The organism is Streptomyces sp. NPDC043812 (assembly GCF_056436245.1).
In genome coordinates, this window is sequence record NZ_JBWKCY010000004.1 from 394773 (window position 1) to 407121 (window position 12349).

The following is a 12349-nucleotide window of genomic DNA, read 5'->3' on the forward strand; positions in this document are numbered from 1 at the left end:
GACAGGGTGCCATGCAACAGGGAAAGTACCGGTTCGTCACCGGATTTCTGATCGTTCCGGTCGTGCTGTACGCGGTCTTCATGATCTGGCCGTATGTGCAGACCTTCGGATACTCCTTCACGAACTGGCAGGGCCAGTCGCAGGAGATGAGTTTCGTCGGACTCGACAACTACACCGCGTTGTTCGCCGACGAGGTGTTCCTGAAGGCCCTGTGGCACAACATCCTGCTGCTGATTTTCCTCCCCATCGGGACCATCCTGCTCGCCCTCTTCTTCGCCTTCATGGTGAACGTGGGCGGGCGGGGTGGCTCCGGTGGAATCCGCGGAGTGAAGGGATCAGGTCTCTACAAGATCCTTTTCTTTGTTCCGCACGTGCTGTCGATCGCCATCCTCGCCGTGCTCTGGCGGGCGATCTACCGCGGCGATGTCGCCGGCCTGATCAACGGCATCTTCATCAAACTCGGTCTCTCCGATCCGGCTCACCCGATCGAATGGCTCAACGAGCCCGATCTCGTGCTGTGGTGCGTGGCCTTCGTGCTGCTGTGGTGGGGCGTCGGTTTCTATCTCGTACTCTTCTCCGCCGCAATGCAGTCGGTTCCCAAGGAGATCTACGAAGCCGCACTGCTCGACGGCGCCAGCCGTACCCAGTCCTTCTTCCGGGTGACGCTCCCACTGCTGTGGGACACCGTGCAGACGGCATGGGTCTATCTCGCCATTCTGGCCATGGACTGCTTCGCCCTGATCTCGGTCATGACACCGGGCAACAGTTACGGCGGCGGTCCGGACCACAACAGCGAAGTCATGGCGACCTATCTGATGCGTAACTTCCTCTCCTTCGGGAAGAGCGGCTACGCCTGCGCGATGGGCGTGGTGATCCTGGTCCTCACGCTGATCCTGTCCCTCGTCACGCTGCGGGTCAGCCGCCGCGAGCGCATCGAATACTGAGCGGGGAACCACGCCATGTCGAACACCCGGTTGATCCCCGGCGTCACGAAGGACGCCGTGCCCGGCCCGCGCGGCTCGAACAACGGCGACGGAGCGCCTCGAGGAACCTCCGGCGGCGAGAGCGAGGGCAAGGTCCTCAACGTCTTCTCGCACGGCTTCCTCATCCTGTGGGCCGTGATGATCGTGCTGCCGCTCATCTGGCTGCTGCTCGGTTCCTTCAAGACCGACACGGAGATCGGAGCCAGCGCCTGGTCCTGGCCGTCGAACTGGAACTTCGACGCCTTCGGCCGCGCCTGGGAGAAGGGGATCGGCGACTACTTCGCCAACACCCTGATCGTGCTCGCCTTCTCCATCCCGCTCACCATGCTGCTCGGCGCGATGGCGGCGTACGTGCTGGCCCGCTACGAGTTCCCGGGAAACCGCTTCTTCTACTACTTCTTCGTCGCCGGCGCGATGTTCCCCGTGTACCTGGGCCTGGTGCCCCTGTACTTCCTGGTCGACATGCTCGGCATGCTCAACACGTACCAGGGTCTGATCCTGGTGTACGTCGCCTACTCGCTGCCGTTCACCGTCTTCTTCATGCACGCGTTCTTCCGGACGCTGCCGACCGCCATCCATGAGGCCGCGGTCATCGACGGCGCCTCCCACACCCGGATCTTCTTCCAGGTCATGGTGCCGATGGCCAAGCCCGGCCTGCTCAGCGTCGGCATCTTCAACGTGCTGGGCCAGTGGAATCAGTACATCCTGCCGATGACCCTGATGCAGCAGCAGAGCGGCTTCGACAAGGACCGGTCGGTGCTGACCCAGGGACTGGTGCTGCTCAACCAGCAGCAGGGCTACGAGGGCGACCTGCCGGTGATCTTCGCCGGTATGACGATCGCCATGCTCCCGGTGATCGTCGTCTACCTCTCCTTCCAGCGGCACGTCCAGTCCGGTCTCACCGCGGGCACGCTCAAGTAACAAACCGCACCGGCAAGTAACAAACCGCACCGGATTCCGGGCCGCCCGCCGCCGCGCACCCGCGCGGGGGCGGGCGGTTTCTCCGTTTCGCCGCACCCGCTCATCCGAGGTTGGCCACGCTCAAGGTCTTGACGTAATAACCCCCCGAGAGTTGAACTCAGAGTTCACAAGTTGGAAAGACGTCGGGGTTCATGAGTCACGGCCCCGGCCGGGGGCGGTCGTCGTGCCGCCCACCGGGGGCAGGAGTGGATGAGTCAATGGAGACTCCGGGATCGCAGACATCTCTGCACCGGGCCAACCTCGAGCGGGTGGTGCGCGCGGTGCGCATGGCCGGCTCGCTCACGCAGGCGGAGATCGCCAGGAGCACCGGCCTCTCCGCGGCCACGGTCTCCAACATCGTCCGTGAGCTGAAGGACGGCGGCACGGTCGAGGTGACGCCCACCTCCGCAGGTGGCAGGCGCGCCCGCAGCGTCTCGCTCAGCGGCGACGCGGGCATCGTGATCGGGGTCGACTTCGGCCACACCCATCTGCGCGTCGCGATCGGCAACCTCGCCCACCAGGTGCTGGCCGAGGAGTCCGAGCCGCTGGACGTGGACGCCTCGTCGGCACAGGGCTTCGGCCGTGCAGAGGCCCTGGTCAACCGGTTGATCGAGGCCACCGGGATCGGCCCCGGAAAGGTCATCGGCGTCGGCCTCGGTGTCCCGGGGCCCATCGACGTGGAGTCGGGCACGCTGGGCTCCACGGCCATCCTGCCGGGCTGGACGGGCATCAACCCCAGCCAGGAGCTCTCCGCGCGCCTGGGCGTGCCGGTGTACGTCGACAACGACGCCAACCTGGGCGCACTCGGCGAGCTGGTCTGGGGGAGCGGACGCGGGGTCAAGGACCTGGCGTACATCAAGGTCGCCAGCGGTGTGGGTGCCGGGCTCGTCATAGACGGTCAGATCTACCGCGGGCCCGGTGGCACGGCGGGGGAGATCGGGCACATCACGCTCGACGAGTCGGGCCCCGTGTGCCGCTGCGGCAACCGCGGCTGCCTGGAGACCTTCACCGCCGCCCGCTACGTCCTGCCCCTCCTCCAGTCCAGCCACGGCGCCGAGCTGACCATGGAGCGCGTCGTGCAGCTGGCCCGCGAGGGAGACCCGGGGTGCCGCCGTGTCGTGGCCGACGTGGGCCGTCACATCGGCAGCGGCGTGGCGAACCTCTGCAACCTGCTCAATCCCAGCAGAGTGGTGCTCGGCGGCGATCTGGCGGAAGCTGGAGAGTTGGTACTCGGACCGATCCGCGAGTCCGTCTCCCGTTATGCCATCCCCAGTGCGGCGAGGCAGCTCTCGGTGGCTCCCGGAGCGCTCGGCGGACGCGCCGAAGTCCTCGGCGCCCTGGCCCTCGTGCTCAGCGAAATGGGTGATTCATCCCTTCTGGACAGTGCCGTACCCACCGGGGCCCCCGCCTTCACTTAGATAACGAATGGCACCGTTGTCATCTCGTTAAGGATTTACTCCTTGACGCTGACGGCGGGGCCGAGTTGACTTCCAGCCACCTCGGCCGCAACGACGCGGCCTCGTCAGGGAGGTTTACATCGTGAACGCACATCTGCGTCGTGCCGCCGTTGCTGTCGCTGCCTCTGCGATGGCTGTCTCGCTCGCCGCCTGCGGCCAGGCCGGGGACGGGGACGAGACCAAGGAGTCGGGCGCCGCGAAGGGCGACGACGTCACGATCGGTCTGCTCCTTCCGGAGAACCAGACCGCTCGCTACGAGAAGTTCGACAAGCCGCTCATCGAGGAGAAGATCAGCGAGCTCACCGGTGGCAAGGGTAAGATCGTCTACGCCAACGCCAAGCAGGACGCCACGCTGCAGACGCAGCAGGTCGACACCATGATCACCAACAAGGTCGACGCGCTGATCGTGGACGCCGTCGACTCCAAGGCGATCGCCGGCGCCGTGAAGAAGGCCAAGGACGCGGACATCCCCGTCGTCGCCTTCGACCGCCTCGCCGAGGGCCCGATCGACGCCTACACCTCGTTCGACAACGAAGAGGTCGGCCACGTGCAGGGCAAGGCCCTGGTCGAGGCCCTGGGCGACAAGGCCAAGGACGGTCAGATCGTCATGATGAACGGTGCCATCACCGACCCGAACGCCGCGCTGTTCAAGAAGGGCGCCAAGGCCGAGCTGGGCGGCAAGGTGACGGTCGGCAAGGAGTACGACACCAAGGAGTGGAAGCCGGAGAACGCCAACGCCAACATGGAGGCCGCGATCTCGGCCCTCGGCAAGGACAAGATCGTCGGCGTCTACTCCGCGAACGACGGCATGGCGGGCGGCATCATCACCGCCCTCAAGGCCGCCGGTATCTCCCCGCTCCCGCCGGTCACCGGCCAGGACGCCGAGCTCGCCGGTGTGCAGCGCATCGTCGCGGGTGAGCAGTTCATGAGCGTCTACAAGCCGTACGCGCCGGAGGCCGCGGCCGCCGCCGAGATGGCTGTGGCGCTCGCCAAGGGCGAGTCGCTCGACTCGATCGCCAAGGAGAAGGTCGACAGCCCCACCACCAAGGGCATTCCGTCGGTCCTCGTCCCGGTCGTCTCGCTGACCAAGGACAACATCAACGACACGGTGATCAAGGACGGCGTCTACACCGTCGCCGAGATCTGCACGCCGAAGTTCAAGGCCGCCTGCGACAAGCTCGGCATCAAGTAGGGCAGCCCGCCGGCGCCAGGACCCTCGGGGTCCACGGCTCCGGCCCGGGACCTCCCGGGCCCGCAGAAACCTTCCGGTGCCCCTGCCCCGCCATCCAGCCCCCGCCGCTGGGCGGGGCACCGGTCGGAACTCAGCCCCTTCTTATCTCTCTGCTCAGCCTCCGCGCCACCTTCCCCCGGCGCGGCATCCCCGCCGGTCAGGCGGCGAAGGAGATGGTTCACGTGTCCGCTACGCCCGTGTTGGCGTTGCGCGGGGTCTCCAAGCGGTTCGGTGCCGTCCAGGCGCTCACCGACGTAGAGCTTGAGGTCCACGCCGGTGAAGTGGTCGCCCTGGTGGGCGACAACGGCGCCGGAAAGTCCACGCTGGTCAAGACGATCGCCGGCGTGCATCCCATCGACGAAGGTGCCATCGAATGGGAGGGCAAGGGCGTCTCGATCAACCGCCCGCACGACGCCCAGCACCTCGGTATCGCGACCGTCTACCAGGACCTCGCGCTGTGCGACAACATCGATGTCGTCGGCAACCTCTACCTCGGCCGGGAGCTGCGCAAGCGCGGCGTGCTCGACGAGGTCGAGATGGAGCGCCGTGCCCTCGAACTGCTGAAGACGCTGTCGATCCGGATCCCCAGTGTCCGCATCCCGATCGCGTCGCTCTCCGGCGGCCAGCGGCAGACGGTGGCCATCGCCCGTTCGATGCTCGGTGAGCCCAAGCTCGTCATCCTCGACGAGCCCACCGCCGCCCTCGGTGTCGAGCAGACCGCACAGGTGCTCGACCTCGTGGAGCGGCTGCGGGAACGCGGCCACGCCGTGATCCTCATCAGCCACAACATGGCCGACGTCAAGGCGGTCGCCGACAAGGTCGCCGTCCTCCGGCTCGGCCGGAACAACGGCGTCTTCGAGGTCAAGTCGACCTCGCAGGAAGAGATCATCTCCGCCATCACCGGCGCCACGGACAACGCCGTGACCCGCCGCGCGGCGCGCAGCTCGGAGGTTCAGAAGTGAGCACCAAAAAGACCTCCACGCCCGTCGACGCGCCGGTCGTCAACCCGGACGCCGCCCACGACGCGCTCACCGCTGTCGACCCCCGGCTGCTCGTGCGCGAGCAGGGCCTCAAGGGGTACCTCTCCGAGTTCAAGCGCAAGATGCACGCCGGTGACCTGGGCTCCATCCCGGTCGTCATCGGCCTGATCATCATCGCGGCGATCTTCCAGAGCCTGAACTCGCAGTTCCTGTCCGCGGAGAACCTGAGCAACATCGCGGTCACGATGGTCGCCACCGGCATGATGGCCGTCGGCATCATCTTCGTCCTGCTGCTCGGCGAGATCGACCTGTCGGTCGGATCGGTCAGCGGTGTCTCCGGTGCGCTCGTCGCCGTCCTGAGCGTCACCCACGGGATGAACGAGTGGCTCGCCGTGCTCGTCGCCCTCGCCGCCGGCGCGGCCATCGGCGCCCTCCACGGCTTCTTCTTCGCCAGGATCGGCGCGCCCGCGTTCGCCGTCACCCTGGCGGGCCTGCTGTTCTGGCTGGGCTTCATGCTCCAGCTGCTCGGTGAGAACGGCACCATCAACCTGGACGGCGAAGGTGTCGTCGGTCAGCTGACCACGTACTACTTCTCGGACATCGCGGCTGCCTACGGTCTCGCCGCCGTCGCCGTGGCCGCGTTCTTCCTGTCGTCGTTCTTCGACAACCGCCGTCGCGCCGCGGCGAACATCCCGTCCCGGCCGGTCTCCGACATCGTGATGCGCACGGTGATCCTTGCAGTCATCGCGTTCGCGGCCGCGGCCATGTTCAACCAGTACAAGGGCCTGCCCCTGGCGCTGGTGCTGTTCCTGGCCGTCCTCGTGATCACGGACTTCGTGCTCCGCCGCACCGCGTACGGTCGCAAGATCTTCGCGCTCGGCGGCAGCGTCGAGGCATCCCGCCGTGCCGGTATCAACGTCACGGCGGTCCGGATCTCGGTGTTCGCCCTGGCCGGGCTGTTCGCGGCGGTCGGCGGTCTGTTCTGGGCCTCCAAGATCGCGGCGGCCAACCAGAGCGCCGGTGCCGGTGACCTGCTGATGAACGTCATCGCCGCGGCCGTGATCGGCGGCACCAGCCTCTTCGGTGGCCGGGGCCGCACCTGGAACGCCCTCCTGGGCGTCATGGTGATCGTCTCGATCCAGTACGGCCTGGCCCTCGAGGGCATCGCCACGCCGATCCAGTACATGATCACCGGTGGTGTCCTGCTGGCGACGGTCGTGATCGACTCGATCACCCGCAAGACGCAGAAGACGGCTGGTCGTGCCTGACAGGGCCTGACCGACCACTCAGTGCCCGGCACCGCGACGGCGGTGCCGGGCACTGCTGCGCGCGTGATGCACAACGCACGGCCGCATGACCAAGATCGCGGTCGGAACATTAGACTCGGGCAATCGGCAGGCTCGATCAGCTCAATGCAAGGAGGCACGGGTGGCTCTGCTTTCCCGAATCAGGGGACCGCGCGATCTGGACCGGCTCGGCCCGGAGCAGCTGGAGCAGCTGGCCGCAGAAATCCGGACCTTCCTGGTGGACGCCGTCTCCAAGACCGGTGGCCACCTCGGACCGAACCTCGGTGTGGTCGAGCTGACCATCGCTCTCCACCGTGTCTTCGACTCCCCGAAGGACAAGGTCCTCTGGGACACCGGCCATCAGAGCTATGTCCACAAGCTGCTGACCGGCCGTCAGGACTTCACCCGCCTCAAGATGAAGGGCGGTCTGTCCGGCTATCCCTCGCAGGCCGAGTCCGAGCACGACGTCATCGAGAACTCCCACGCCTCCACCGTCCTCGGCTGGGCCGACGGTCTCGCCAAGGCCAACGAGGTCCTGAAGAAGGACGACCACGTCGTCGCCGTCATCGGCGACGGCGCGCTCACGGGCGGCATGGCCTGGGAGGCGCTGAACAACATCGCCGCCGCCAAGGACCGCCCGCTGGTCATCGTCGTCAACGACAACGAGCGCTCCTACGCTCCCACCATCGGCGGACTGGCCAACCACCTCGCCACCCTGCGCACCACCGACGGCTACGAGCGCTTCCTCGCCCGCGGCAAGGACATCCTGGAGCGCACCCCGGTCGTCGGGAAGCCGCTCTACGAGACCCTGCACGGCGCCAAGAAGGGGCTCAAGGACTTCATCGCCCCCCAGGGCATGTTCGAGGACCTCGGCCTGAAGTACGTCGGCCCCATCGACGGCCACGACATCGAGGCCCTGGAGTCGGCCCTCGCCCGCGCCAAGCGCTTCGGCGGCCCCGTCATCGTCCACTGCCTGACCGAGAAGGGCCGCGGCTACCAGCCCGCCCTCCAGGACGAGGCGGACCGCTTCCACGCCGTCGGCAAGATCCACCCCGACACGGGCCTGCCGATCTCCAGCTCGGGCCTCGACTGGACCTCGGTCTTCGGCGAGGAGATGGTCAAGCTCGGCAAGGAGCGCGAGGACATCGTCGCGATCACGGCCGCGATGCTCCAGCCGGTCGGCCTCGACAAGTTCGCCAAGGCGTTCCCCGACCGGGTCTACGACGTCGGCATCGCCGAGCAGCACGGAGCGGTCTCCGCGGCCGGTCTCGCCACCGGCGGAGTGCACCCCGTGTTCGCCGTCTACGCAACGTTCCTCAACCGTGCCTTCGACCAGGTGCTCATGGACGTCGCGCTGCACAAGTGCGGTGTGACGTTCGTCCTCGACCGGGCCGGCGTGACCGGCACCGACGGCGCCTCGCACAACGGCATGTGGGACATGTCGATCCTTCAGGTCGTCCCGGGCCTGCGGATCGCCGCGCCGCGCGACGCCGACCAGGTCCGCGCCCAGCTGCGCGAGGCCGTCGCCGTCGACGACGCGCCGACCGTCGTGCGCTTCTCCAAGGGCGCCGTCGGCCCGGCGGTTAAGGCCATCGGCAAGGCGGGCGGCATGGACGTCCTGCGCCGCGCGGACAGTGCCCGTCCGGACGTTCTGCTCGTCTCGGTCGGTGCGCTCGCGCCGATGTGCCTGGAGATCGCCGACCTGCTCGACGCCCAGGGCATCTCGACGACGGTCGTCGACCCCCGCTGGGTCAAGCCCGTGGACGAGGCACTCGCCCCATTGGCCGAACAGCACCGGGTTGTCGTCACCGTCGAGGACAACAGCCGTGTCGGGGGCGTCGGATCCGCCGTCTCGCAGGCACTGCGTGACGCGGGCGTGGACGTGCCGCTGCGCGACTTCGGCATCCCGCCGCGCTTCCTCGACCACGCCTCCCGCAAGGAGGTCCTGGCCGAGATCGGGCTGACGGCGCCGGACATCGCCCGCCAGGTCACCGGCCTCGTCGCCGAACTGGACGGCCGCATCGACAGTGAAGCGGTCGAACCCGCGCGCGACTGAGCCACCGACACACCCACGCGAGCGACCCGTGAACATAGGGGGCCGATCGTGTGCAGAAAGTGCCGACACCGGGCCGGAGGGTCACCCTGTAAGGGTGGTCCCTCCGGCCCATTCGGTTGAACTCCATCCGTTACGGCGCCCCATGGACCACCCACCGTCCCGATCATGGCGGGGACGACAAGCGTGGAGGTGTAACGGTGAGCACAGATACAGAGCCCCCGAGCGGTAGGGGCGGCATCTTCCGTACCAAGACGGTCGAGCAGTCGATCAGGGACACGGAGGAGCCGGAGCACGCACTCAAGAAGTCCCTCTCCGCCATGGACCTCACGGTCTTCGGCGTGGGTGTCATCATCGGTACCGGCATCTTCGTGCTGACAGGCATCGCGGCCCGGAACAACGCCGGACCGGCCACCGCCCTCTCCTTCGTGGCGGCGGGCATCGTCTGTGCCCTTGCCGCGCTCTGCTACGCAGAGTTCGCATCCACCGTGCCGGTGGCCGGCTCCGCGTACACCTTCTCGTACGCCTCGATCGGCGAACTCCCCGCCTGGATCATCGGCTGGGACCTGGTCCTCGAATTCGCTCTCGGCACGGCCGTGGTGGCGGTCGGCTGGGCCGGGTACGTGCGCCACCTCATGAGTACCAACCTCGGCTGGGACATGCCCGTCGCGCTGTCCGGGCCCGACGAAGGAGGGCACTTCGACCTGCTGGCCTTCCTGCTCGTCCTAGCGCTGACCGCCATCCTGGTCATCGGGACGAAGCTCTCGGCCCGGATCACGGCGATCGTGGTCGCGATCAAGGTCACCGTCGTGCTCATGGTCATCGTCGCGGGCCTGTTCTTCATCAAGGCCGACAACTACTCCCCGTTCGTTCCCCCGGCCCAGCCGCAAGAGGGCGGGGGCGGCCTCCACGCACCGCTTGTCCAGGTGCTCTTCGGCTACGAGCCCACCAACTTCGGTGTCATGGGCATCTTCACCGCGGCCTCGCTCGTCTTCTTCGCCTTCATCGGCTTCGACGTCGTCGCCACCGCCGCCGAGGAGACCAGGAACCCCCAGCGGGACATGCCGCGCGGCATTCTCGGCTCGCTCTTGATCTGCACGGTGCTCTATGTGGCGGTGACGCTGGTGGTCACCGGTATGCAGCACTACACGGAGATGTCTGCGACCGCCCCGCTCGCCGAAGCGTTCAAGTCCGTGGACCAGCCCTTCTTCGCGGGTGCCATCAGTCTCGGCGCGGCCGTCGGCCTGATCACCGTCTCCATGATCCTGCTGCTCGGCCAGACCCGGGTGGCCTTCGCGATGAGCCGTGACGGACTGCTGCCGCGCTTCTTCTCCGTCACCCACCCGAAGTTCCGCACTCCCTACCGGGCGACCATCGTGCTCGGTGTGATCATCGCCGTCGTGGCGGGCTTCACCAGCCTCGAGAAGCTCGCGGAACTGGTGAACATCGGAACGCTCTTCGCCTTCGTCGTCGTGGCGCTCGGCGTCATCATCCTCCGCCGCACCCGGCCCGACCTGCACCGCGCCTTCCGTACCCCGTGGGTTCCGGTGGTCCCGATCCTGTCGATCGCGGCCTCGCTCTGGCTCATGCTCAACCTGCCGACCGAGACCTGGATCCGGTTCGGCGTCTGGATGGCGATCGGCGTCGTCGTGTACTACCTCTACAGCCGCAGCCACAGCCGCCTCGGCCGTCAGGGCAAGGACGCCACGTTCTAGCCCGCGGTTCTTCGGCCCCGTACGCACGGCGGTGCGTACGGGGCCGAGCCGTGCCCGCGTCAGGCGGTGTCGTTCCTTCGGCGCACCGAGCGCGGACCCGCGCACCGCGCTCCGTGCTCCGTCACCCGCTCCCGCAGCCCCCGGTCGGCGGTGACCACGACGCAGGGCCGCCCGGCGCCGGCCGCCGACGCGGCCAGTTCGGCGATCAGGTCGTCGCCGCTGCCGGGCGCCGCCTCGACCCGCACCCCGGGCACCGGCGCGACGCCCCGCGCGGCCCCTTCGACGACGAGAACGATCTCCACGGGGCCTGCGGTCACAGCCGACTGCCCGCCCGGAGCCGCCAGCGAGTCCCGCAGCCGCTCGGCGGCCCCGCGGCGGTCCTGCCACCACCGGTCCGGCACAGAGCCGACCACGTTGGCGCCGTCCACGATCAGGAGGGTGTCCATGGGGTAAGCGTCGCAGGGAGGCCGCGGCGCAGGGGCCGGAGCCGGGCTGAGACAATGATCCGGGGGATGAACGATTCCGTACCCGACCCGTTTGGACGCACTGGACTTCCCATGACTACTGCGCGTGCGACGACGCTCCCGGACCAGGAGCGGACAGAATCCGCACGACTCTCGGGCGACTGGCTGACCCGGGGGAGGGACGGCCTGCTCACGGCCTGCGCGCCCGCCGAGGGCGCGGTGCTGCGCTGGACGCAGAAGGGCGCGGGCTGGAGCGGCCCCGACCGGCTGCCCGCACCCGGGCTGCTGCCCCAGCTCACCGTGGCCCAGGGGGCGGACGGATACATCCACCTCGTGGGCATGCGCCCGGTCGGCACCGGCGACGGCCTCGAACTGGTGCACGCGGTGCAGTTCCAGACCGGGCGCCCGCTGCTCGGGTGGCACTCCTTCGGGCACCCCAACAAGGTCGCCCGATGGACGGGCCGGCCGTCGGCCGTGGTCGACGGCGAAGGCCGCCTCTGCGTCGCGATGCGCAACGGGGGCTCCGGCGTCAGCTGCCGGAGCCAGGGGACGAAGGGCGGCTGGGGGCGCTGGCAGGACCTCGGCGGTTCCGGGGTCCAGGAGTCCCTGGCCGCGGCCGTCGACGGCGCGGGGCTCGTCGAGATCTTCGTGCCCGACCAGAAGTCGATCGCCCGGTACACGCAGGAGAAGTCGGGTGCCGCCTTTGCTCCGGCGGAGCGGCTGGACGTGCATGCGGTGCCGGGCTCCCTCGCGGCGCTGGCCACGACATCCGGGTCCGTCTCGCTGTTCTTCACCGACGACGACGGCGTCGTCCAGGTCTGGTCCCCGCAGCGGGAGCCGCAGCCCCGGCCGTTGATGAAGGCGGCCGGTACCGGTTCGCTCGCGCTCGCACGGGTGACGATCGACGGTCACGACTGCACGGTCCTTGCCCAGGAGACGGGCGAGGGGGCCGAGGTCGCGTTCGCGGCGTACCCCACGGAGGACGAGGAAGCGGGCGGCTGGTGGACCTGCACCTCCACCGGTGCCGCCACCGGCACGGGCCGGATGCCGCTCGCTCTGCGGGAGCACGGTGACGGCGGGCTGATCGCGATGACCCTCACCGGTGACGGCGTTCCGATGGCCACCCGTCAGAAGCCGGAGGCCGGCGGATTCGCGCTGGGCCGCTGGAAGCCGCTGGCCTGAACAGCGGCGGCGGACGCCCGGGAGGACGGCGGGACAAG

Annotated in this window: 10 protein-coding genes; 9 read left to right on the forward strand and 1 reads right to left on the reverse strand. The window is 68.3% G+C overall.

Annotated elements, in window-relative coordinates; all coding sequences use genetic code 11:
- Positions 1–11: 11 nt before the first annotated feature.
- From AC067Z_RS08930 to AC067Z_RS08965, 8 genes are all read left to right on the forward strand, one after another.
- Complete coding sequence (locus AC067Z_RS08930; protein WP_478788786.1) at positions 12–944, forward strand: carbohydrate ABC transporter permease; 933 nt, start codon at positions 12–14, stop codon at positions 942–944.
- A gap of 15 nt (positions 945–959) precedes the next feature.
- Positions 960–1904, forward strand: coding sequence for a carbohydrate ABC transporter permease (locus AC067Z_RS08935; RefSeq protein WP_478788787.1), 945 nt, complete (start codon positions 960–962; stop codon positions 1902–1904).
- Positions 1905–2161: 257 nt separating this feature from the next.
- The gene (locus tag AC067Z_RS08940; protein WP_478788788.1) at positions 2162–3361 is read left to right on the forward strand and encodes an ROK family transcriptional regulator; all 1200 of its coding nucleotides are present in this window, start codon (positions 2162–2164) and stop codon (positions 3359–3361) included.
- A 133-nt stretch (positions 3362–3494) separates the two neighbouring features.
- On the forward strand, positions 3495–4592 hold the full coding sequence (locus AC067Z_RS08945; protein WP_478788824.1) for a sugar ABC transporter substrate-binding protein: 1098 nt from the start codon (positions 3495–3497) through the stop codon (positions 4590–4592).
- Positions 4593–4804: 212 nt separating this feature from the next.
- Positions 4805–5593, forward strand: a complete 789-nt coding sequence (locus tag AC067Z_RS08950; protein ID WP_478788789.1) for an ATP-binding cassette domain-containing protein — start codon at positions 4805–4807, stop codon at positions 5591–5593.
- Positions 5590–6879: a sugar ABC transporter permease gene (locus AC067Z_RS08955; RefSeq protein WP_478788790.1), complete on the forward strand. Its 1290-nt coding sequence runs from the start codon at positions 5590–5592 to the stop codon at positions 6877–6879. Before AC067Z_RS08950 ends, AC067Z_RS08955 begins: the two co-directional genes overlap by 4 nt.
- A gap of 160 nt (positions 6880–7039) precedes the next feature.
- Positions 7040–8953: a 1-deoxy-D-xylulose-5-phosphate synthase gene (dxs, locus tag AC067Z_RS08960; RefSeq protein WP_478788791.1), complete on the forward strand. Its 1914-nt coding sequence runs from the start codon at positions 7040–7042 to the stop codon at positions 8951–8953.
- Between the two features lie 197 nt (positions 8954–9150).
- Positions 9151–10665: an amino acid permease gene (locus AC067Z_RS08965; RefSeq protein ID WP_478788792.1), complete on the forward strand. Its 1515-nt coding sequence runs from the start codon at positions 9151–9153 to the stop codon at positions 10663–10665.
- A 59-nt stretch (positions 10666–10724) separates the two neighbouring features.
- Here the strand turns inward: AC067Z_RS08965 and AC067Z_RS08970 are convergent, their stop codons facing one another.
- Positions 10725–11111 carry an NTP pyrophosphohydrolase gene (locus AC067Z_RS08970; RefSeq protein ID WP_478788793.1) on the reverse strand — a complete coding sequence of 129 codons (387 nt, stop codon included), beginning with the start codon at positions 11109–11111 and terminating at the stop codon, positions 10725–10727.
- A gap of 111 nt (positions 11112–11222) precedes the next feature.
- Between AC067Z_RS08970 and AC067Z_RS08975 the strand changes: the two genes are divergently transcribed.
- Positions 11223–12311, forward strand: a complete 1089-nt coding sequence (locus AC067Z_RS08975) for a PLL family lectin (protein WP_478788794.1) — start codon at positions 11223–11225, stop codon at positions 12309–12311.
- Positions 12312–12349: the final 38 nt, after the last annotated feature.

Bases quoted from the DNA above. Each gene is read 5' to 3' on its own strand.
- AC067Z_RS08940 (WP_478788788.1), top strand. From the start codon at position 2,162: ATGGAGACTCCGGGATCGCAGACATCTCTGCACCGGGCCAACCTCGAG.
- AC067Z_RS08950 (WP_478788789.1), top strand. From the start codon at position 4,805: ATGGTTCACGTGTCCGCTACGCCCGTGTTGGCGTTGCGCGGGGTCTCC.
- AC067Z_RS08930 (WP_478788786.1), top strand. From the start codon at position 12: ATGCAACAGGGAAAGTACCGGTTCGTCACCGGATTTCTGATCGTTCCG.
- AC067Z_RS08935 (WP_478788787.1), top strand. From the start codon at position 960: ATGTCGAACACCCGGTTGATCCCCGGCGTCACGAAGGACGCCGTGCCC.
- AC067Z_RS08970 (WP_478788793.1), bottom strand. From the start codon at position 11,111: ATGGACACCCTCCTGATCGTGGACGGCGCCAACGTGGTCGGCTCTGTG.
- AC067Z_RS08975 (WP_478788794.1), top strand. From the start codon at position 11,223: ATGACTACTGCGCGTGCGACGACGCTCCCGGACCAGGAGCGGACAGAA.